Origin of the sequence: Rhodopila sp., assembly GCF_035548095.1 — a bacterium.
In the GTDB taxonomy this organism is placed as follows: domain Bacteria; phylum Pseudomonadota; class Alphaproteobacteria; order Acetobacterales; family Acetobacteraceae; genus Rhodopila.
Map to the genome: position 1 here is coordinate 154,484 of NZ_DASZUV010000014.1, position 21,602 is coordinate 176,085.

Sequence of the window (21,602 nt, forward strand, 5' to 3'; positions counted from 1 at the left end):
GAAGCCTGCCATCGCATCACCGCGTGGCAGGCATTATGTTGTCTCGGTGCCCCCCTCCGACGACCTGTTCGGCGCCGTAGCGCCCCCACCGCCCGCCGTGGAACCGGCCGGGCACCGGCCATTGGCCGACCGGCTGCGGCCAGCGATCTTGGCCGACGTCGTCGGCCAGGACCATCTGCTGGGACCGGACGGCACGCTGACCCGTATGCTGGACCGCGGGTCGCTAGCCTCCCTGATCCTCTGGGGTCCCCCCGGCGTCGGCAAGACCACGATCGCTCGGCTGCTCGCCGCCCAGGCACATCTACATTTCGTCCAGCTCTCGGCCGTGTTTTCGGGTGTGGCCGACCTGAAACGGGCCTTCGATGACGCGGCGAAGCGTCGCCGGACCGGCCAGGGCACCCTGCTGTTCGTCGACGAGATTCACCGCTTCAACCGCGCCCAGCAGGATGGGTTCCTGCCGGTGGTGGAGAACGGCACCGTCACCCTGGTCGGCGCCACCACCGAAAACCCGTCCTTCGCCCTGAACGGCGCGCTGCTGTCGCGCTGCCAGGTGCTGGTGCTGCGCCGGCTCGACGATGCGGCGCTGGACCTGCTGCTGACGCGCGCCGAGGCCGAGCTGCAACGTTCCTTGCCGCTGACGGACGAGGCACGTGCCACGCTGCGGGCCATGGCCGATGGCGACGGGCGCTACCTGCTGAACATGGCGGAACAGATCGCCGCCTTGCCGCCGGCCACCGCGAAGCTGGACGTGCCAGCCCTGTCCACCCTGCTGGCCAAGCGGGCGGCCCTGTACGACAAGGATCGGGAGGAGCATTACAACCTGATCTCCGCGCTGCATAAGTCGTTGCGCGGGTCGGATCCGGACGCCGCCCTGTACTGGTTTGCCCGCATGCTTGCGGGTGGCGAGGACCCGCGCTACATCGCGCGCCGCCTGGTACGGTTCGCTGCCGAGGATATCGGGATGGCCGACCCCAACGCCCTGCCGCAGGCGCTGGCCGGTTGGGAGACATATGAACGGCTCGGCTCCCCCGAAGGCGAGCTGGCGATCGCGCAGGTCGTGCTCTATCTGGGCACCGCTCCCAAATCCAATGCCGTCTATACCGCGTTCGGCCAGGCCCGGCGGGCCGCCAAGGCGACCGGCAGCCTGATGCCGCCGGCGCATATCCTGAACGCGCCGACCAAGCTGATGAAGACGCTGGGTTACGGCGCCGGATACGAGTACGACCACGAAGCCGAGGAGGCGTTTTCCGGCCAGAACTATTTCCCCGACGGCATGGCGCGGGAGCAGTTTTATCGCCCACGCGACCGCGGCTTTGAGCGGGAGATCGGCCGCCGCCTGGCCCATTGGGCGGAACTGCGGGCGAAGCGTCAGGACGGTGAATAGGGCGAGCCGGTGTCGCGGCCGGCCGCCAGGTTGGTTTTCCCGTCACCGCCAGGGCCGGAAACGCAGTCCCGCCGGTCATGCAAAAGCCAGCGCTCGTGGCCTTACCCGATACGCAGCAGCCGCGTTCCTTCCGCCTTCAGCCAGACCATGGCCGCATGTCTATGCGGCGTCAGGTGCTGCACCAGAGACCAGAAATGCGGCCCGTGGTTCATGTGCCGCAGATGCGCGGCCTCATGGGCCACGACATAGTCCTGCACGAAATCCGGGGCCAGCACCAGGCGCCAGCTCAGCGCGATCGTCCGGTCCGGCGCGCAGCTTCCCCACCGGCTGGAGGTGTCCTTGATCGTCACCCGCAGCGGCGCGATGCCGATCGCGGCCGCCTTGACGGCGGTCAGGGCGGTCAGGCGCCGCCGCGCTTCCTGTCGCAGGAAATCGCGAACCCGGCGTTGGACGAAGTCCGGCGCGCCGCTGACATGCAGCGCTCCATCCTCGATCCAGGCGCCGCCCCTGGCTTGCGGCGTATGCCGGATCAGGTGCGGCACGCCGCCGATCGGTACGCAGGCACCTGGCTCGAACCGGATCGCCTCGGGCAACGCCGCCAGCCGGTCGGATACCCAGTCCGCGTGGTCCATCAGCAGCGCCATGCCCGCCTTGTAGGTCGCCCGTAGCGGCAGGGTGACGATCACCGACCCGTCCGCCGGATGGATGCGCAACGACACCCGCCGCGCGCGGCTGCTCCGGCGCCAGGCGATCCGGGCGGTGCCTGACGGCAGGACGACAGTGGCCGGCAACGTCTGATCCATGCGGCCATATGCAGTTATCGCGTGGCGTCGCGTCAACGTCTCTTGAGTTGGAGCGCGGCTTGGGATAATGTTATAATATAACATTGCGAGTTCTGAGATGCGGAGACGAACCTTCCTGGCCGGTATCGCGGTGCTGGCGCCCGCGGCGGCTCTTGCGACCGAGGCGCTGGCGGACACGGCGCCGATGCCGGTCGTGGCCACGTTCTCGATCCTTGGCGACATGACGAAGCAGGTCGGCGGCCATGCGATTGCGGTCCGTACCTTTGTCGGTCCGGACGGCGATGCGCACACGTACCAACCGACACCCGGCGACCTGCGTGCCCTGACGCAGTCCAAGGTCCTGGTGAAGAACGGGCTTGGCCTGGAGGGGTGGCTGGATCGGCTGACCGGCGCGGCGGGTTTCAAGGGTACCACCGTAGTGGCCGCCGCGCAGGTGCAGCCGCGCACGATGAAGGAGGAAGGCGGCGCGATCACCACCGATCCGCATGCCTGGCAGGACCCGCGCAACGGTGTCCTGTACGCCCAGGCGATCGGGGAGGGGCTGGCCGATGCCGACCCCGCTCATGCCGATGCCTATCGGCAGGCGGCTAACGGCTTCGCCGCGCAGATCGCCCAGATGGAGTCCTGGATCGAGGCGCAATTGAGCCCGATCCCGAAGGACCAGCGCCGCATCATCACCACCCACGACGCGTTCGGCTACTATGGTGCTCGGTATGACATCGAGTTCCTGGCCCCCGAGGGCATCAGCACCGAGTTCGAGCCATCGGCCCGCAACATCGCCGCGCTGATCGCGCAGATCAAGCGCGAGAAGATCCACGCCGTGTTCATCGAGAACATGACCAGCCCGCGCATGGCAAAAATGCTTGCACGTGAAACCGGCGCGACACTGGGCGGCACCGTCTATTCCGACGCGCTGTCACCGCCCGGCGGCCCGGCGCCGACCTATCTGTCGATGTTGCGCCACAACACCACGCTGTTCGCGGCGGCGATGCGGGCCCCGGCCAAGAGCTGATCCGTCAGGCCCTGATAAGGGGCGTGGCCTGGTGCAATCGGCCACGCCTGCCTTGGTCCGATCAGTAGTTCAGCTTCAGGCCTGGCGTCGGCCACTGCATCGTGCCAAGTCGGCCCGAGTCCGACAGCGTGATATACGCAGTGCGCATATCCGGCCCACCGAAGCAGATATTTGTCGGGTACGTGTCCGGCATCTTCACCGCGCGGACGATGTCGCCACCGGGCGAGATTTCCGTGATGTAGCCGGTGTTCAGCGTCGCCACGGCGATGTTGCCGTTGGCCAGCACCGCCAGGCTGTCGAAGCGCGCATTGCCCGGCAGGCCGGCGATCACGCGGCCGCTGTGATGCACGTGCGGCGGCGGCTTGCGCAGCACGCCCGGCGATTCGATGTCGAAAGCCCAGAGCCGAGCGCCTTCGGTGTCGGCGACGTAAATGGTCTTTTCATCGGGTGACAGGCCGCAGCCGTTCGGGCTGAGGATCGGGTACGCGATCTCTGTCACCTTGGATCCGTCCGGCAGCGCGTAGTACAGTCCACCATGATCGCGGTGGCGGGCATAGCGCTTGCCCAGGTCGGTGAAATAGAAGCCGCCCTGCTTGTCGAACACGAGATCGTTCGGCGCGGACAACTTGTTGCCGTTGACCTCGGCATACAGCGTCTTGAACGCGCCAGTCTTGGCGTCGACGCGCTGCACATAGCCGAACTTGTAGTCGGGGTGGGGCGCGATGCCCATCGAGTAGCCCTCGACATATTTGCTGCCGCCGTTGTTGCACAGATACAGCGCGCCGTCCGGCCCGATCGCAAGGCCGTTCGGGCCGCCGCCGCAGCGGGAGAATACGCTGGTGGTGCCGTCCGGTGTGATCTTTGACAGCTGCTGGTTGCGGATTTCGGTGACGATCACACTGCCATCCGGGCAGACGATCGGGCCTTCCGGGAATCCGAGGCCGGTGGCCAGGATTGTCACGTCGCTCATGCTGTTTCCCCCTCTGTCATGGTGGGGGCAGTCTCACCTGAACGCGGCGCGCGTCAAGCGAGCGCTGGCCCCTGTGCCTGACAACGGTGCCTGACAACAGGTGCCTGACAACAGGCCGGGCGGCAAGGCGCGCCGTGCGGGTGATAGCCGCCGTCATTCCAGGCAGTCGCATCGCATGATTCTCCCCTCAGGCCATCCGGCCTGCAATGATCCGAACCCGGGTGACGGGGGCAATGTGCCGTTGTCCGTGATGACAGGACGCCACTTGCGCGGGACTGTTGCGCGGGAATGGCGGCTGGGGCAGGGCTATTGATTGGATCCACATGCTCCTGTCTGCCCCCTTTACCCATCCGGATGAGTGACCAGCTTCATCCTGCCGGCTGTCGTCAGTGGATACGCGGGATGGGCCGGCGGCATCCCGAGAGACGCGGCATCCCGAGAGACGAGGACCGGCTGGACGTGCCTGCAACCGATATCCCAACGCGCGATACCGCAACCCGCGATCCGCCGGCCGGCGATACACCCGCCATGAGTCCCGATGGACGCGGCGCATCTAGCGACCACTTCGACGGCAAGCGTTTCTTCAATCCGCACGGAGCCGGCGTGCGCGGGTTGCGTGACCTGCTGCGGTGGCGTTTCCGCGGCAAGCGCGAGCCTTGGCCGCCGTCGCTGCCCAGCCCGTTTGCGCTCGACGTGCCGCCGTCACGGGTCGATGGCGCGGCGGTTCGCATCAGTTTCGTCGGCCACGCGACCTTCCTGATACAGGCCGGCGGCCTCAATCTGTTGACCGATCCGGTGTGGTCCGAGCGGGTGAGCCCGTTCCGCTTCGCCGGTCCCAGCCGCTACAACCCACCGGGCATCGACTTTGCGGACCTGCCGCGGATCGACGCGATCCTGCTGTCCCATGGCCATTACGATCATATGGACCTGGAAACGCTGTGCCGCCTGTGGGACCGCGACCAGCCCCACGTGATCACCCCGCTGGGCCATGCGTCGGTGCTGCGCGCCGGCCGCTCCGACTACACGGTGACCGAGGCGGACTGGGGGGACATCATCCCGCTGGGCGGCAGGGCGCGGGTGACGCTGGTGCCGGCGCATCACTGGACGGCGCGCTGGCCATGGGACCGCAACAAGGCGCTATGGACGGGGTTCGTGATCGAGGGGCTGGGCGGCGCGATCTATTTCGCCGGCGACACCGGCTTCGACAACGGCCGGCCGTTCCATCACGTGATGCGCCGGCATGGGCCGCCGGATCTGGCCCTGCTGCCGATCGGCGCCTATGAGCCGCGTTGGTTCATGGGTCCGCAGCACATGAACCCCGACGATGCCGTGACCGCATTCAGGCTGCTGAGCGCGCGCCAGGCGCTGGGCTACCATTGGGGTACGTTCCGCCTGACTGATGAGGGACCGGAACAACCGGCCATCGACCTGGCCGCCGCCCTCGCCGCGCATGGCGTGGCGCCGAACCGGTTCCTGCCGATGCGCCCCGGCCAGGTGTGGCACAGCGGCGCGGTCGGCAGCGGCGACGCGGTGGATGCCGATGGTGGCCGTGCCGAGATTCCCCTTACCTAGGTCCCCCTGGGCAATTCCCCTGGGCAATCCCCCTTGGCCAATCCGCCGCGCAAGACTTGTGCCCGCCGCCAGGGCCAGAGCCGCGCTCCTCGCGGCGCCTGGAGCGGCCCCTCCGCCCTGCTCGTTCAAAATGAGCGGGATCGCCCGGCATCAGCACCGGCAGCCCGACGGTTGCAGCGTTATCGCGGATGATAGCTCTCGGGTGCGAAAGCGGCGAACAATCCGCCGCTGGCCGCCAGCATTCCAGCCGCCACGGCCAGGCCCAGGCCAGTGCCGTACAGATCCGTAACAAGCCCCAGCAGCACCGGCCCGGCGACGTAGCCGATATCGCCGACCATGCGGAACATGCTCATGGTCGTGGCATTCATTCCGGGTGGGGCGGCGTCCGCGGCGTAGGTGGCCGGCGCCGCGCCGCCGATGCCGCTGGCGACGCCCCAGGCGAGGCTGGCGGCGGTGAACCACAGATAGTTCGGCGCCACGCTGAACAGCGTCATCGCCACCGCGGTGACGAAGGCGGCGGGCACGATGACCGCCTTGCGGCCGAACCGGTCGGTCAGCCAGCCGGCCGGGTAGGCGACGATGACGCCGGCCAGGCTGCCCAACGCCATGGCAAATCCCACAGCGGCGACCGACAGGCCCAGCTGCTCGCCGCCTACCAGGGGGACGATGTTGAACAGTCCGCCGGTGCGCGTGGCCGCGTTCACCAGCGAGACCAGGCAGACCAGCATGAATCCGACATTGGCGCCCAGCAGCCGGACCTGCGCCGCCAGCGGCGGCAGGGGCGCTCCGCTGCCGCGATGGGCGTGTGCCAGGCCGCGTGTCTCGCCCACGGCGAGCCAGGCGACGAGTCCGACCAGCAGCCCGGCGACGGCGTAGGCGGCAAAGGGCGCACGCAGCCCGCCCAGCTCCGCCAGCAGGCCGCCAGGGAAGGGCCCTACGCCAGCGGCGAAGATGAAGCTGCCCTGGTAGACGGCCATCATGCGGCCGCGCCGTTCGGGCGTGCTGATATCGGCCAGCACGATCTGCCCGGCGGTGACGACCAGCCCCGCGCCGGCGCCGGCCACGAAACGGGCGATGACGAATTCCGGGAAGCTGCCAGCCAGCGCGCACCACAGGTTGCCGGCCGAGGTGACCAGCCCGCCCAATGCCAGCGCCTGGCGCCGGCCGAACCGGTCGGCGATCTGCCCGGTGGGGGCGGCGGCCAGCAGCCGGGCGAGGCCATAGGCGGCGATGGCCAGGCCAATGGCGGAGATGGCGACGCCGAAGCTGCGTGCAAACAGCGGCAGGGTTGGCACCACAGCCCCGAACCCGAGCTGGTTGACCGCCACCAGCACGCACATCCACACCAGAATACGCCGCTCTGCCCCGGCGGTCAGGCGGCTATCCACGGATCATCCCACGGGACACCATTGGCGCTTCTTCTCCGTCACGCGCCGCAGATCCGGCCGCCGGCGGAAGCGTATCGGAGGTGGTATGGAAATGCACGGGGAGACCGGCCAGGCGGATGGCGCAACGTAGGCGGCGCCGTGCCTCCTGACATCGACCGTCGGGTTGGCCGGGTGGAGGGTCACCCCACCCAGTCCAACCCCACGTCCAGAACGGTCGCCGAATGGGTCAGCCAGCCGACCGACAGCAGGTCGACCCCGCTGGCCGCGATCGCCGGGGCGGTGTCCGGACGGATGCGGCCCGATGCCTCGGTGATCGCTCGGCCGGCCACCATGCCCACCGCCTCGCGCAGCATGTCAGGACCCATGTTGTCGAGCAGCACCGCATCCACGCCCAGGGTCATGGCCTCGGCAAGCTGCGCCAGCGTATCGACCTCCAGCTCGATCTTCACCAGATGGCCGACACCGCGCCGCGCGCGCTCCACTGCCGGGCGAACGCCGCCGGCGATGGCGACGTGATTGTCCTTGATCAGTACCGCGTCATCCAGCCCGAAACGGTGATTCGATCCGCCGCCGATCCGCACCGCGTATTTCTGTGCAAAACGCAGTCCCGGCATGGTCTTGCGGGTGCAGCACACCTGCGCCTTCGTCCCCTCGATCGCATCGGCGATGCCGCGCGTGGCCGAGGCGACGCCGGACAAGTGGCACAGGAAGTTCAGCGCCACCCGTTCCGCCGTCAGCACGCCGCGGGCCGGCCCCTCGATCGTCGCGATCGTATCGCCGGGACGCAGCCGGCTGCCATCCGGCAGCGCCACCGTCATGCGGATCGCCGGATCGATCAGCTGGAACGCGCAACGGGTGAAATCCAGACCGGCGACAACGCCCGGCTGCCGCGCCACCAGCGCCGTGCGGGCCACCGCGTCGGCCGGAACGATCGAATCGGTCGTCAGGTCGCCGGCCCGGCCCAGATCCTCCAACAGCGCGGCGCGCACCACAGGCTCGATCATCACCATCGGCAGCGACGGCATCAGCGGACCTCCAGCATGCGCTCAACCGAGCGGCGGGCGCGTTCGGCCAAGGCCGGATCGATCGTCACCTCCTCGGTCATCGTTTCCAGTGCGTGCCGGATTTTCGGCAGGGTGATCCGCTTCATGTGCGGGCACAGGTTGCACGGGCGGACGAACGACACCTCGGGGTGGCCGACGCAGACATTGTCCGCCATCGAGCATTCCGTCAGCAGCACGACCTTGGCCGGCTTCTCCCGCCCGACGAAGGCCGACATGTCGGCGGTCGAGCCGGCATAATCCGCCTCGGCAACGACCTCGGGGGGGCATTCCGGATGCGCCAGGATGATCACGCCGGGGTTCTCGGCGCGCAGGGTGCGGACGTCGTTGGCGGTGAAACGCTCATGCACCTCGCAATGGCCGGCCCAGGTCAGGACCTTCACCCTGGTCTGCGCGGCGATGTTCTGCGCCAGGTATTCGTCCGGCAGCATGATGACCGTATCGACACCCAGCGATTCCACCACCTTCAGCGCATTGCCCGAGGTGCAGCAGATATCGGATTCCGCCTTCACCGCGGCAGTGGAGTTCACATAGGTGACGATCGGCACGCCCGGATGTTTCTCCCGCATCAGCCGCACATCGGCGGCGGTGATGGAGGACGCCAGCGAGCAGCCGGCGCCGCTGTCGGGGATCAGCACCGTCTTGTTCGGGTTCAGCATCTTCGCCGTCTCGGCCATGAAATGGACGCCGGCCAGGACGATCACGTCGGCGTCCACCTTGGTGGCCTCCCGCGCCAGCGCCAGGCTGTCGCCGACGATGTCGGACACGCAGTGGAAGATCTCGGGCGTCATGTAGTTATGCGCCAGGATCACTGCGTTGCGCTGCTTCTTCAGCGTCAGGATCGCATCGATGTCCTCGGCGAAGCTGGGCCATTCGATCGGCGGAATCACCGACCGGACGCGGTCATAAAGCGGCGCTGTTCGCTCCAGCAGGTCCGCGGTCAGCATGGGTATCCTCCCGTCCTGTAATGCTCAATATGAGCATTATTGGGCTTATGCTAGCCATGAGTATAAGGATGTCAAGGGTCGCCCGCGGTGGCGTCGGAACACTGCGCCGCGCGCCGTGGCTTGATTCCGCCGGCGGGTTCCCGCACATCTCGCGCACTTCCATAGCCGAAACCGACCGCAGACCCACGTCCGATGCCCGCGACGCCCGACGACCTGTTTGCCCTGCTGGACCAGCTACACATCGAGCACAGCACGGTGGAACACCCGCCGATCTTCACCGTGGAGGAAGGGCGGGACTGGCATGACCGGATTCCCGGCCTGCACTGCAAGAACCTGTTCATCAAGGACCGCAAGGGCGGGCTGTGGCTGGTGGTGATGCCCGGCGAAAACCGCGCCGATCTGGGCAGGCTGGAAAAAGCCCTGGGCGCGCCTCGCTTCTCCTTCGCGCGGTCCGCTCTGCTGCAGGAGGTACTGGGACTGACGCCTGGATCGGTGACGCCGTTCGGCCTGCTGAACGACACCAAGCGCCGCGTCACCGTCGTTCTGGACCATGACATGCTGGACTCCGAATGGGTGAATTTCCACCCGCTGCACAACGAAGCTTCGACCACGCTGCGCTCCGCCGACCTGGTGCGGTTCGTGACCGCGCTGGGCTACCAGCCAGTGATCGTGCGCATGTCCGACCTGACCGCGCGCTGACCACCGGCCGCCGCGCAAGTGGCGTCAGGACGCGCCGGCCCGATACAGGCTCAACGCCGCCTCGGGGCCGGCAAGGATCTCGGTCAGCCGGATTTCTCCCATGCGCGACAAGGTGCCGCGGACGCCACCGTCATGGACGGCGCGCGTCGCGGCCTCCAGCAGCGCATCATATTCGCCGCCGCCGCCCAACGGGCGTGCCGCGGTCTCCAGCATCCGCAGGTCGCGCGCGGTGTCTTCCAGCGCGCCCTGGGAGGCGGCGGACAGCGGCTCCGAGGCCTGTTGCAGCGGGGCGGTCACCCCGTTGTTCAGCCCGTCGGCAAAGCGCGCCAGGCACGCCCGGTTCAGCCCGTCGCGCATCGCGAGCAACCGCGGCGGCGGGACATGGCCGCCGGGGTCCTCCTCGAGCTGGGTCAACAGCGAGACCAGGCCACGCGCGACGTCGCCGGCATCCTCCAGCGGCGCCTTGCCGATCCGCTCCCAGAAAGCATCGGTCTGGTCCAGGCTGGCGGCGACACAGGTTACGCTCTGCACCAGCGCCTTGTGCAGGATCGCCTGGTCCGCGCGATTGGTCGCGGCATTGGCAAACAGGCGCACGAACGGGGCGGCACTGGGGGCCTGCAGCAGGATCAGCCGAGCAATCATGGCGCAGCCCAGCGGAGACTCGGCCGGTGTGTCGGCCAGCAATTCCTCCACCATCTTCTGGCTGGCCTTCATCGCGTCCAGCAGGCGATCGCGCGCCAGCACGCGCAACCGCACCGCCCGCCGCCACACGGTTGCCATGCCCAGCAACAGGGGTTGAAACGCGGCCCCCGGCAGGCCGCTCTCCGCCCAGGCCGGCGGCGGCGTGGATGCCGACGCGGCGACGGCGGCGGCTTTCGGCCACAGCATGCCGCCGGCCTGGGCCACGACCTCGACATCCGCGGTGTCCCGCCCGGCGATCAGGGCCTCGATCTCCGCAGCATCCGTCCCCAAGGCGGTTCGCACCAGGTCGGTGACCGGCATGACCGCTGATCGGGGTACCAACGGCTCCTCGGCGCGCCAGGCCTTGGCCTCCACCATGATCGGATCGAACGGCAGGAACAGCAGGCGTGGCAGCCGCAGCAGGCGGGGCGGGTGCAGCGGGCCAAGGCGGGCGCGCAACGGTTCCAGCACCGCCATGTTGACGGCGGGATCGGCGGTGGAGTCCACCACGGCGGCGATGCGGCGCAGCTTGTCGTCATCGACATGCGTCAGCGCCTGGCGCAGCAGCCGCATGTCGGCGGCGGAAGCAGACGGGGCGGCGGGCGGGGCCGTCTTCATGCGATGAGTCCCTTCCGGATCAGGCGGCAAGGGCACGGAAGGTCTCGTTCCGCGCCACCAGTTTGAAGGCGACGGCGCCAGTGCGCCAATCCTCGTTCAACGGCACCAGCCGGCGGAAGCGCAGGATGTCGTTGGCTGCTTCGGCCCCGCCGAGCCAGCCATCCACCTCCTTCGGCATGACCGGGGTCAGCGCCACGATCTCGGCCACCGCCGCACGGCGGGCGGCATCGTCACGAGCATGACTCCAGATCAGGGAAATCTGTTCCCACCCGTCCAGCAGCCAGTCGGGCCTGGCCGCGCGCTCGGCGATGGAGTCCTGGTTCGCGTCCCATTGGCGCAGCAGCTCAATGACGTCGCCGGTCAACTCCTGCGCCTGTTTCAGCACGTCGTCCGCCAGCGCCAGGGTCACATCAGCCAGTGCGAGGATCACCCGGCAATGCTCGATCAGCCCCTCCTCCACCTGGGCTTCGGACCAGTTGGCAAGTTCCTTGCGCACGCCGCGCAGTCGGGCGGCGACGCGCGGCAGGCGGGCGCGGGCGTCGTTGGTCCCGGTGCCGAACGGGGTGATGATGTCCGCCAGTTGTTCCAGCGCGGTGGCCAGCCAATCCGGCGATCGGCCCAGCAGGCGGGATACGAAATCTGCCGTCAGCCGGGCGCGGCGGGCGGCGTCCCGGGTATCGTGGCCGCGCGCGCTGAAGGGCGCGTTGGGTGATGCCGCGACCTGGTCCACCAGGCGCATCAGCAACTCGTAATTGGTGACCGTGCGGTCGGTGGCTTCGGCCGCGATGGCGGCATCGGCCGCTTCCATGGCCTGGTCACCAGCCAGGCCTTCAAGGGCGATCTTGCGGGCGACGCGCCGGATGGAGGCCGGTGTGACGCTGGGCAGCAGAGCGATCTGCTCATTGAAGATGCGGTCGTGCAGCGTGGGCGTGCACAGCTGTGCCATGCTGGCCCAGGACATGATGTAGACGCCGCGCCCGCCGGACGGGTTGGGAATGATCAGCTCCGCTCCGTTGCGCTGGCCGGGCCGCGCCCGCGTGCCGTACAGCAGCGGCGTGGTGAACGGGATCGCCACGCCCCGTTCCAGGAACGTTGCCGGATGGTACTGGCGTACCGATGACGTCGAACTGCCGCTGCTCATGGCACCGGCGGCGCGACGAGGGCGCGGATGAGGCTGGAGGAAACGGCGTCGTGCGCGGATGCTGCTGCCATGGCAAGGCCACCGGTGGTCATGCCGCAGTCTGCCCGACAAAAGGTTGCCGGACGGTTAACGCGACGGCTTCGGCGACGCGGCGGCCGGACCGGCCTTGGCCGCCGTTCCGGGTCGTCCTTGCATGCCGCCCGTCTATGCCATCATGACCGGCAATACAGTGCCGGCGGTCGGGCCGAGGCCAATTTTCACCGCACGCCGCGCATTCAAACGGCGCGGACGAGCGGCAGCTTCGTGCCCGCGACCAGCCGCTCCGCCAGCACTTCGCCGCGGAAGCGGAACAGCTTCGCCGGCCGTCCGCCGGTGCCGGTGGTGACCTCGCCGGTTTCCTCCACCAGGTCCTGCTGGTCGATCAGGCGGCGGAAATTCTGCTTGTGCAGCAGGCGGCCGCCGAGTGCCTCCACCGTCCGCTGCAATTGCAGAAGCGTAAAGGTCGGCGGCATCAGCTCGAACACCACGGGGCGATATTTGATCTTCGCGCGCAGGCGGGCGACGCCGGTGGCAAGGATGCGGCGATGGTCATGCTGCATCGGCCGGCCCAGCGCGGCTCCCAGCGTCGGCGGGAGGGGTTTGACGGCGGCGGGCGATTCGGCGACGAGCCCGGCTTCCCACAGCAGCTCATACCGCTGCAGCACCAGTTCCTCATTCCACTTCTGACCGCCGAGGCCGAAATTGATCTCCACCCGCCGCCGGCGTGCCAGGACGGCGGCGGGATCGCCGGCCGCGTCGGCCCATGCGGTCAGGGCGGCGCCCAGGCTTCCGTGACTGACGGGTGCCGCCGTGCAGCGCAGGTCCTCCCATGGAAAGAAGCGGTACCAAGGTGTCCAGGCCGCATCCCATCCGGTCTCGGACGGTACTTCTCGCGTCAGGCCCAGATAGCTCACCGACACGGCGCGGCCGCGCGCCTCTTTTTTCCGGTCGAGATCGGCGAACGTGTAGAGCTGTTCGACATAGCCCAGCGGGTGCCGGGTCTGTGTCTCCACCCAGCTGCGCAGGCCCGCCTGCAGGGAACGGTGGCCGGGTTCGAAGGGCCCCGAGGGCAGCGCCTGGCCGTGCTCGATGGTCAGGACGCGCGGCTCACCGTCAGTGACCGCGACGATCACCGCCGTCAGTTCCGCGGTGACTCCCTGTGGCGCACCCGGCTGTGAGACAGGGCTCTGGGAAACAGGATTCTGGGAATCGGGACACTGGGCACCGGGATTTTGGGCGACGGGGCTGTGGGCGACGGGGCTGTGGGCGACGGGGTTCCGGGAAGCAGGCTCCTGGGAAGTGCGGTCCTGGATAGCGATATCGCCGGCGGCGCGTCCCGCGGTCTCCGCTCCTGTCGCGTGCTGCCTGCGCTGTCGCTGCATGCGGCCTTCTGGCACAGCCGGCGATGGTTCGGCTACGGGCGATTTCCACCCGGGCCGGTGGTTCAGCCTTGTTTCATCCCGGCGCCACGGATCGCCATCGATGCGCCGAACAGGGCGGCGCTCGTGGCCATGGTCATGATCGCGCTGCCGATCACCATGCCGGCCATCCAGGAGCCCCCGGCCGGCCTGGGCGGGCGCCCGGACGAGTCCGATGTCTTCGACCGATGCATAACCACCATCCCTCCTTCGCCATGATAATGCCGTTTGCCAAACCAAAGAAAGAAAATCGCCGCATGCGATCCCGCCCAATTGGACATGGGGGACGAGCCGCGCAACAATCCGGCTCGGCCGGCATCGCATGACGGATAGGGGAGACACGCATGGACAGCCTATTGCCGCTCGCACACAGGATCGGTGCGAAGCTGAGGGAGCGGGGGGAGACGATCGCCATCGCGGAGTCCTCGACCGGCGGCCTGATCTCCGCCGCGCTGTTGTCGATGGCCGGCGCCTCCGCCTATTTCCGCGGCGGCGGCGTGATCTACACCGCGCAGGCGCGCCGGGGCTTCCTGGAGATTCCAAACCCGCTGCCGGCACCGATCGAGCGAGCCTCCACCGAACCCTATGCCATGCTGCTCGCCGATACGGTGCGTGCTCGGCTGGACGCCAAATGGGGGTTGGGCGAGACCGGTGCGACCGGCCCGACCGGCAACCGATATGGCGACAAGGCCGGACATAGCTGCATCGCGGTCGCCGGTGACGGCTTCAGCAAGGCGATCACGCTGGAGACCGGCAGCGACGACCGGATCGCCAATATGCGCGCGTTCGCCCTGCGGGCTCTGGAACTGCTGGCCGAGGCGGTGGACGCGTAGAGCGGCGGCCGGCGAGACCGGGCACCTGCGTCCGTGTCGGAAAGAACCGGTTCGGGCGTCAGCCTCCGTGCCGCCGGTACCAATCCGCCGCCCGAATCGCCGCGTTCAACGCCTTCACGCCTGCGGCCGGGCCGTCGGGATGGTTCCACACGCAGCCGACCACGGCGAGGAAATCCGCGCCCGCGCGCACCAAGGGGACGCAATTCTCCGCTGTGATGCCGCCGATCGCGCAGCTGGGCAGTTCCATCATCTCGGACCACCAGGCCAGGATCTCGGGGCCGATCGTCGCGGTGACGTCCTTGGTGCCGGACGGAAAGAACGCCCCGAAGGCGACATAATCGGCGCCGTCCTCGCCGGCACGCATGGCCAGATCGCGGCTGCCCTTGCAGGTCACGCCCAGGGTCAGGTCCGGGCCCATCAACCGCCGAGCCTCGCGCGCCGGCATATCATCCTGGCCGACATGGGCGCCGTCGCAGCCGGTCGGGACCACAAGGTCGGCCCTGTCGTTCAGCAGGAACGCCACGCCACGCGCCTGCGTCACCGGGCGCAGCGTGTCGATCGCACGTCGCCACGTGTCGTCGTCCACATCCTTCAGCCGCAACTGCACCGCGGCCACGTCGTCGGCGTCCAGGGCCGCCGCCAGGCTTTCGGCGAATGGCCCCGGATCGAGCCTGGGCGGGGTGATCAGGTAGACGCGGCAGCCCTGTTCCCCCGAGCTCATGATCGGCATCAGTCTCCGTTCTTGTACAGGCTGATGATCTTATCCAGCATCTCCAGTGCCTGTTCCTTCGGGCGCTGGAACGTGTTGCGGCCGATGATGGAACCATTGCCGCCGCCGTCGCGGATGCCGCGCACTTCCTCATAGATGCCGTCGAGATCCTTGGCCTCGCCGCCCGAGAACACGACGATGCGCTTGCCGGCGAACGAGGCCTGCATCACATGCGCGACGCGTTTCGCCAGGGTGGAGCCGTCGATATTGGCGTATGACTTCTTGGCGGCGTCCAGGCTGATCACCGCGGTCGGCGGCTTCACCTTGATGATGTTGGCACCCAGCAGCGCCGCCATCTGGGCGGCATAGGCGCAGATATCCAGCGCCGTCTCCCCCGCCTTGTCGAGGTTCGGGCCGCGCGGGTAGCTCCACACGACGGTGGCAAGGCCGACCGACTTCGCTTCCAGGGTCAGCTCGCGCAGTTCTTCCATCTGATCGAAGGCGTATTCACTGGCCGGGTAGATGGTGAAGCCGATGGCGGAGCAGCCGAGGCGCAGCGCGTCCTGGACGCCGGCGGTGACCGCCTGGTCCTTGCTGCTGGCCAGGCTGTTGGAGCTGTTGCATTTCAGGATCGTCGGGATCTGGCCGGCGAACGTATCGGCGCCTTGCTCCAGCATGCCCAGCGGTGCGGCATAGGCGTTCAGCCCGGCCTCGATGGCGAGCTGGTAGTGATAATGCGGGTCGTATGCCGCCGGATTGGGTGCGAAGCTGCGGGCCGGCCCGTGCTCGAATCCCTGGTCGACCGGCAGGATGACCACCTTGCCGGTGCCGGCCAGCTTCCCGGTGCACAGGATGCGCGCCAGATTGGCTTTCACGCCGGGATTTTCGCCCTCATACCAATCCAGCATCTTTTTGACTTTTTGCGTCACACGCATGACGAAAATCCTTTCTTGGACATATTTCCTGAGACGTTTCCCTGGATGCGTTTCCCTGGCTGCGTTTTCCTGGGCGGCGCGGCGGGGTGTAACTCACGCCGGTGTGCCTGTCACCCTTGCTTCCTGTCACCTGTTTCCGGGGTGGGAATCAGCGGCATTCAGCCAGGCGCGCAGTCGGAATGCCCCATCCACGGCACCGAGATCCAGGGCAGGAGGAGCATCAGCCAGCACGAAGCCGCCTTGCGCCTCCGCCAGCCGTCGAACCGGGCCCCAGGCCGGCACCGCGGTGGACAGCACCAGCCGGCAAACCCCGCCGCGCAGGGCCGCCATCGCCAGGCCGGGCGCGTCCGCGCAATCCAGGATATCGGTTGCCCCGGTTGCCGGGCAGGCGGCGCGGGCGGCGGTCACCATCTCACGCCACCAAAGACAGCCGGCGAAGGCGGCCGCACCTGGCGCCGACAGCAGCGTGACCGGCATCCCCACCGCCAGGGCGGTCCGCGCATCAGCCAGACCGTGCACGATCACGGCCGGAGGCAATGGCGGGGGGTGAACGATCATGCTTGACGTTCAAGCCTCCAGCCGCGATCAGATCAAGCAGCATCGGCTCACGCAGTATCGGCTGGGGATAGCACAGGGCGCATGGCGGACGACGCGGAAGATCCGGAAACGGCGGCGGACCGGTTGGAGGCCGCGCTGGAGCGGATCGCCAGGCTCGCGGCGGGGCGCCCGATGACGGCAGCGGCCATGCCGTCGCCGCAACCGCCATCGGTCGCGGCGGCCGGCGTGGTTGACGGATCGGACGCCGACCTGTCTCTTCCCCAGATCGCGGACCGGCTGGATTCGCTGATCGCCCGCCTGCGGGCGGCGCTGGGCGAACCGAAGACGCAGTAGCCGGCAGGCATGGACGGGCAGAAGGAAGGCGCGATGGCGCAGGTGACGCTTCGCATCAACGGCTACGCCTATGTGATCGGCTGCCAGGACGGAGAGGAAAAGCACCTGGAGGCGATGGCGGCCGAGGTAAACCGGCGGATCGACGGGGTGCGTGCCGCCGCCGGACCGTCGGGTGAGGCACGCATGCTGGTGATGGCTTCGCTGCTGCTCGCGGATGATCTGTTCGAGACCAGGGCGCGCCTGCAGCAGCTCGAGGCCGCCGAACCCGGCGCTGCCAAGCCGGACCCGAAACTGACCCGCAAGCTCAGCCGGATGGCAAAGCGCGCGGAAGAGATTGCGGACGGGCTCGAGCAACCCTAAGTTCACTTGGCGGAGCTGCCCGGTGCGTCAGGCAACTCATCCCCGGGGCCGTTAAGCATCTCCCTCGGGAGCTGGCTCTGTCGGGATCGTGGTCCTGGTATCCGGCGCCCACCTGCACTAGCAGGCTCTGGGAGGATGAAGCGCCAACGGCCATGGCGGCTCCGCACGTTCCCGATCAATGACGACCTGGATGCCGCGAAGCAGGCGATGCGCGTGGCGGCGCTTCCACGACCGCGCCCTGGACTGTGTCCGGCCGGATCGCGTCCGTGCGCCGCGACAGGTGGACGAAACCTCCGCCGGCTCCTACGACATACCGCTGGACGCCGTCGTGGCTGAACGCGGCGCGATGCGGATGAGGGGTGAATGAGAATTCTGTTCCTGGGTGATGTGGTGGGGCGGACCGGACGGGACGCCGTGGCGGCGAGGCTGCCCGACCTGCGGCAGGCCCTGCGCATCGACCTGGCGATCGTGAATGCCGAAAACGCCTCGCACGGCTTCGGCCTGAGCCCGGATATGGCGCGGGCGCTGTTCGATGCCGGGGCCGATGTGCTGACCCTCGGGAACCATGCCTGGGATCGGAAGGAAATCATCCCCTTCATTGCCGACAACCCGAGGCTGATCCGTCCGCTGAACTATCCGCCCGGCACGCCGGGCAATGGATCGGTGCTGGTAGCCCTGCCGGATGGCCGCAAGGTGCTGGTGCTGCAGGCGATGGGCCGGTTGTTCATGGACCCGCTGGACTGCCCGTTCCGCGGCACCGCGGACGTGCTGACGCATTACCGTCTGGGCACCTCGGTGCAGGCGATCGTCGCGGATTTCCATGCCGAGGCCAGCAGCGAAAAGATGGCCTATGCGCATATGTTCGATGGCCAGATCTCCTTCGTCGTCGGCACCCACACCCATTGCCCGACGGCGGATGCGCAGGTGCTGCCGGGTGGTACGGCGTTCCAGTCCGATGCCGGAATGTGCGGTGATTATGACAGCGTCATCGGCATGGCGAAGGACGGCGCGGGCCTGCGCTTCTGGCGAAAGATGCCGGGTGAGAAGCTGAATCCGGCGGAGGGTGAGGCAACGGTCTGCGGTGTCTTCGTCGAAACCGACGACGGCACCGGCAAGGCCCGCCGGATCGCACCCTTGCGGCAAGGTGGGCGGCTGTCGCAGGTCATGCCGGAGCTGTCATGACCGTGGCGCCGCGGCCTGTCGTCTCCTCCGTGCTGCGTTAAGCCAGGATCGGCCATTGCGCATCGGCGCGGGCGGAGCGGGATTCTACCCGCACCGCGGCCCGCTTCCGCCGCCGCCGCCCCGCCATGCCTTCGCATGGCATGGTGCGCGCGCGGACGAAGATGGTGCACGCCTAAGGCCCGGTCGGCGCAACTGGCCTTCTTCGTGGCAACGGCCAGGCGGGCTGCGCTAAACATGCCGGCGATCGGATCGGACGCGACAGGGCATGCCAGCCAGCCAGGCCACACCCATCGGACCAGCGCGAATCGAAACAAGGCGTTGAACCCGCCAGACCCATGGCTGATGTCCTGCTTGGCGCGGCCGCCATTCAGGCGACACGATGCCCGAGGGGACGATGCCCGAGGGAACGATGCCTGAGGGAACGATGCCTGAGGCCGGTGCGGCGCCGGATCGGCGCGCGAACGTTGCTGCCTTGCTGGCCCTGGCGGCTGCCGCGGCAGCGATCATGGCGGTCTCCTTCATTACGATCGACCGGCTGAAGGACGCCGTCATCGATGCCAGCCTGCACGGACGCCCGATCCGGGCCGGCCTGCTGCTGTCGGCGCCAGGCGTGGCCGGCTTCACCATGCTGGCGCTGGCCGCGCTTGCGCTTCTCCTGCTGGTCTGGCTGGAGGTCGCCCGCGCGAGCTTCAGCCGGCTGCTGCGCACCGCTTCGGGCGCTGAGGCGTTCATCCTGCTGCTGATCCTGGTGGTCCTGTTCGGCCACGCCTACCTCAACCCTGGCGTCCTGCTGGGCGGGGATACCGGTTCCCATATCGCGCGTATCCTGGAGGTGCGCCGTGGTCTGCAGAACGGTACGCTGCCGTTCTGGACCAATTACCAGTACGCGGGTGCCCCGCTGCTGTGGTTCACCGGTCCGCTGCTGTACGTCGTTGGCGGTGGGATCGATTATGCGGTGCATGATGCGCTGCTGACGGCGAAGTGGCTGCTGTTCGCGCTGCATGTGCTCAGCGGCTTGCTGTTCTACGCCTGGATGCGGCGGCTGTCGGTCGGTCCGGTGGCGGCGGCGCTGGCGGCGGCGATGTTTGCCGGGTCGTTCGCGCATCTGCACCTGCTGCTGTTCCGCGGCGTGCTGCCCCAGGCCTTCACCATCGTCTTTCTGGTGCTGGTATTCTTCGCGGCCGACGGGCTGTGCCGAGGTCGCGGCTGGCGGTGGGTCAACCTGCTGATCTTCGCGCTTGCCACGGCCGGACTGATCGTCAACCACCAGCCGCATGCGCTGTTCGTGGCCGCCTATCTGGTGCTGTTCAGCGCTGTCTCCCTCGTTGTCGGCTTCTGGTACCGGCGTGGCGTGCCGTGGCTGATGGCTGCCGGGCTCGCCGGTGTGGTCACGTCGATGATCGCCGTCCTGCCGGTGATGGCCGAGGCTGACTGGGTAATGATCGAGCCGGCGGGAGCGCCGTTCCGGCTACGGATACCCAGCCTGAGCCGGCTGCTGCATCTGGTGCTGTGGCGCAACACGCGCACGACCTGGGGCGCCGATGTCTGGGCCTATCTGGGGCTGGGCCTTGTGCTGTTCGGGCTTGCCGGTCTGGTTGGGCTGCTGCTGCGCCGGCTGCGGTCGGAGCGGCGGGCGGTCGCATTGCCGGCCATGGTCTGTCTGCTGGCGTCGTTCTTCCTGTGGAACCCGCTGGTCCGCGACATCGTGTTCCTGCTGTTCTTCCTGGCAATATTGGCCGCGATCGGCCTGGACTGGCTGATCGACAACGGTCTGCTGGCCGGTCGGGCGCTGCTGGCCGCGGTGGTGCTGGTGGTGATCGACCTCGCCAGCACCGCGATCCAGCCCGTGGCCCGCACCGACAAGGACTTCCTGATCGAGGCGGGGCGTTATCTGGAACGCACCGCGCCGGACCAGCGCGTCGTCGCGCTGATCGTCGCCCCGGACGGCAGGCTGGAGGCGAATATCGACCCGCATGGCACGCCGATGAGCTACGACGCCCTGGTGCAGCGGGTCGTCGGCAATCACAACCTGGCAGCCACGCGGCTGCACAACCTGCTGGTCACGGTCGCCGAGCTGGCGGCGCGGGATCTGCGGCAGACCGGGCGCCTGTCGGCCGAGGCGGAGGCGGGGTTGGGCCTGTTCAATGTCCGGAGGGTCATCTGCTACGGCGCGACCGCCCTCGGCTGTCCTGATACGATCGTGGGCGGCGTGGATGATCCCGTGCTGGGCCGCTATCTGCCGGTGCCGGGAGCCCCTGTCCTGTTCAGTCGGCTCCTGGTCTCCCTGGAGCCCGATCGAGGACTTGAGAAGCCCGTCCTGTGGGGTGATGATTTTCAGGCGTCGCGACTGGATCCGCGGATTCCGTCGATCCGCGCGACGCTGCAGGCGCTGCTGCGGATCGAGCAGCCGGATTTCGCGGCCGGCCGCGCCGTGGCGCTGGCGGTCCGCGGCCCCGCCGGTGCATTGCCGGCGGCACGGCAGCCCTGGCATGCCACGCTGACCGCCTACGCCGTCACGCTGGACAGGGTCAGTTTGACGATCGATAGCGACGCGCCCGGCTTCGTGCAGTTGGCGCATCCCTGGTTTCCGTCCACGCGCGTGAGCCTCGACGGCCAGGCGGTGCTGCCCTGGCAGGGCAGCGCCGGGCTGATGGTCCTGCCGCTGCCCGCCGGCCACAGCACGATCATCCTGCGGGATGGCTGGACCCCTGTCCGGCGCCTCGCGGCATGGCTCAGCGCCGCTGGCGTGCTTCTGACGATCGGCATCGCGGTCGCCGGCGCCTGGCCCGGGTCAAGGGGAACAGGCCTTGGATAAAGCCACCGCTCGTCCGAGCATGTGGTGCTTTTTTTCATGGCCGCGACATCCTGGCCGCCGCGCCGGATGATGACTGCCAGGCCACGCGGCCGGTGACACGCCAGGTGAATTGAGCGTGCTTTTCCCGCCGCCCGCCCGACGCTA

At 68.3% G+C, this 21,602-nt stretch carries 20 protein-coding genes and 1 other RNA gene; 10 read left to right on the plus strand and 11 right to left on the minus strand.

Annotation, left to right across the window (positions count from 1 at the left end):
- Positions 1-46: 46 nt before the first annotated feature.
- Positions 47-1,384, plus strand: a complete 1,338-nt coding sequence (locus tag VHC04_RS11370) for a replication-associated recombination protein A (protein ID WP_408903802.1) — start codon at positions 47-49, stop codon at positions 1,382-1,384.
- 101 nt (positions 1,385-1,485) lie between these two features.
- Here VHC04_RS11370 and VHC04_RS11375 read toward each other — a convergent pair whose 3' ends face one another.
- Positions 1,486-2,187: a M48 family metallopeptidase gene (locus tag VHC04_RS11375; protein WP_325681169.1), complete on the minus strand. Its 702-nt coding sequence runs from the start codon at positions 2,185-2,187 to the stop codon at positions 1,486-1,488.
- Between the two features lie 97 nt (positions 2,188-2,284).
- Between VHC04_RS11375 and VHC04_RS11380 the strand changes: the two genes are divergently transcribed.
- Positions 2,285-3,199 carry a metal ABC transporter solute-binding protein, Zn/Mn family gene (locus tag VHC04_RS11380; RefSeq protein ID WP_325681171.1) on the plus strand — a complete coding sequence of 305 codons (915 nt, stop codon included), beginning with the start codon at positions 2,285-2,287 and terminating at the stop codon, positions 3,197-3,199.
- A 61-nt stretch (positions 3,200-3,260) separates the two neighbouring features.
- On the opposite strand, the gene VHC04_RS11385 is transcribed toward VHC04_RS11380, so the two are convergent.
- Positions 3,261-4,169 (minus strand): SMP-30/gluconolactonase/LRE family protein, encoded by a 909-nt coding sequence (locus tag VHC04_RS11385; protein WP_325681173.1) that lies wholly within the window; start codon positions 4,167-4,169, stop codon positions 3,261-3,263.
- Between the two features lie 528 nt (positions 4,170-4,697).
- Here VHC04_RS11385 and VHC04_RS11390 point away from each other — a divergent pair.
- Positions 4,698-5,741, plus strand: a complete 1,044-nt coding sequence (locus VHC04_RS11390) for an MBL fold metallo-hydrolase (protein WP_325681175.1) — start codon at positions 4,698-4,700, stop codon at positions 5,739-5,741.
- Positions 5,742-5,920: 179 nt separating this feature from the next.
- Here the strand turns inward: VHC04_RS11390 and VHC04_RS11395 are convergent, their stop codons facing one another.
- The 3 genes from VHC04_RS11395 to nadA form a co-directional block, all read right to left on the minus strand.
- Complete coding sequence (locus VHC04_RS11395) at positions 5,921-7,129, minus strand: MFS transporter (RefSeq protein WP_325681177.1); 1,209 nt, start codon at positions 7,127-7,129, stop codon at positions 5,921-5,923.
- Positions 7,130-7,308: 179 nt separating this feature from the next.
- On the minus strand, positions 7,309-8,154 hold the full coding sequence (nadC, locus tag VHC04_RS11400) for a carboxylating nicotinate-nucleotide diphosphorylase (protein WP_325681179.1): 846 nt from the start codon (positions 8,152-8,154) through the stop codon (positions 7,309-7,311).
- Positions 8,154-9,137, minus strand: a complete 984-nt coding sequence (gene nadA, locus VHC04_RS11405) for a quinolinate synthase NadA (RefSeq protein WP_325681181.1) — start codon at positions 9,135-9,137, stop codon at positions 8,154-8,156. The genes nadC and nadA overlap by 1 nt, the downstream gene beginning before the upstream one ends.
- 192 nt (positions 9,138-9,329) lie before the next feature.
- Between nadA and VHC04_RS11410 the strand changes: the two genes are divergently transcribed.
- Positions 9,330-9,836 carry a prolyl-tRNA synthetase associated domain-containing protein gene (locus VHC04_RS11410; protein ID WP_325681183.1) on the plus strand — a complete coding sequence of 169 codons (507 nt, stop codon included), beginning with the start codon at positions 9,330-9,332 and terminating at the stop codon, positions 9,834-9,836.
- Positions 9,837-9,860: 24 nt separating this feature from the next.
- Here VHC04_RS11410 and VHC04_RS11415 read toward each other — a convergent pair whose 3' ends face one another.
- From VHC04_RS11415 to VHC04_RS11425, 3 genes are all read right to left on the minus strand, one after another.
- Positions 9,861-11,135 (minus strand): hypothetical protein, encoded by a 1,275-nt coding sequence (locus tag VHC04_RS11415; RefSeq protein ID WP_325681185.1) that lies wholly within the window; start codon positions 11,133-11,135, stop codon positions 9,861-9,863.
- A gap of 19 nt (positions 11,136-11,154) precedes the next feature.
- Complete coding sequence (locus VHC04_RS11420; RefSeq protein ID WP_325681187.1) at positions 11,155-12,276, minus strand: hypothetical protein; 1,122 nt, start codon at positions 12,274-12,276, stop codon at positions 11,155-11,157.
- A gap of 275 nt (positions 12,277-12,551) precedes the next feature.
- On the minus strand, positions 12,552-13,448 hold the full coding sequence (locus tag VHC04_RS11425) for an NUDIX hydrolase (RefSeq protein ID WP_325681189.1): 897 nt from the start codon (positions 13,446-13,448) through the stop codon (positions 12,552-12,554).
- A gap of 629 nt (positions 13,449-14,077) precedes the next feature.
- On the opposite strand from VHC04_RS11425, the gene VHC04_RS11430 reads away from it, so the two are divergent.
- Positions 14,078-14,566 carry a CinA family protein gene (locus tag VHC04_RS11430; protein ID WP_325681191.1) on the plus strand — a complete coding sequence of 163 codons (489 nt, stop codon included), beginning with the start codon at positions 14,078-14,080 and terminating at the stop codon, positions 14,564-14,566.
- Between the two features lie 58 nt (positions 14,567-14,624).
- Here VHC04_RS11430 and thiE read toward each other — a convergent pair whose 3' ends face one another.
- From thiE to VHC04_RS11445, 3 genes are all read right to left on the minus strand, one after another.
- Positions 14,625-15,296, minus strand: coding sequence for a thiamine phosphate synthase (thiE, locus tag VHC04_RS11435; RefSeq protein ID WP_325681193.1), 672 nt, complete (start codon positions 15,294-15,296; stop codon positions 14,625-14,627).
- Entirely contained in the window at positions 15,296-16,210 is a 915-nt protein-coding gene (locus VHC04_RS11440) for a class I fructose-bisphosphate aldolase (protein WP_325681195.1), read from the minus strand. Before VHC04_RS11440 ends, thiE begins: the two co-directional genes overlap by 1 nt.
- Before the next feature lie 126 nt (positions 16,211-16,336).
- Positions 16,337-16,768, minus strand: a complete 432-nt coding sequence (locus VHC04_RS11445; protein WP_325681197.1) for a hypothetical protein — start codon at positions 16,766-16,768, stop codon at positions 16,337-16,339.
- 81 nt (positions 16,769-16,849) lie between these two features.
- Here VHC04_RS11445 and VHC04_RS11450 point away from each other — a divergent pair, with 81 nt between their 5' ends.
- The 5 genes from VHC04_RS11450 to VHC04_RS11470 all read left to right on the plus strand — a co-directional run bounded on the left by VHC04_RS11450 (position 16,850) and on the right by VHC04_RS11470 (position 21,458).
- The gene (locus VHC04_RS11450) at positions 16,850-17,101 is read left to right on the plus strand and encodes a hypothetical protein (protein WP_325681199.1); all 252 of its coding nucleotides are present in this window, start codon (positions 16,850-16,852) and stop codon (positions 17,099-17,101) included.
- Positions 17,102-17,110: 9 nt separating this feature from the next.
- Positions 17,111-17,461 (plus strand): cell division protein ZapA, encoded by a 351-nt coding sequence (locus VHC04_RS11455; protein WP_325681201.1) that lies wholly within the window; start codon positions 17,111-17,113, stop codon positions 17,459-17,461.
- Positions 17,462-17,470: 9 nt separating this feature from the next.
- Positions 17,471-17,627: non-coding RNA, 6S RNA (gene ssrS / locus VHC04_RS11460), on the plus strand.
- 197 nt (positions 17,628-17,824) lie between these two features.
- Positions 17,825-18,643, plus strand: coding sequence for a TIGR00282 family metallophosphoesterase (locus tag VHC04_RS11465; RefSeq protein ID WP_325681203.1), 819 nt, complete (start codon positions 17,825-17,827; stop codon positions 18,641-18,643).
- A gap of 424 nt (positions 18,644-19,067) precedes the next feature.
- Positions 19,068-21,458, plus strand: a complete 2,391-nt coding sequence (locus VHC04_RS11470) for a hypothetical protein (RefSeq protein WP_325681205.1) — start codon at positions 19,068-19,070, stop codon at positions 21,456-21,458.
- The last annotated feature ends 144 nt before the right edge of the window (positions 21,459-21,602 follow it).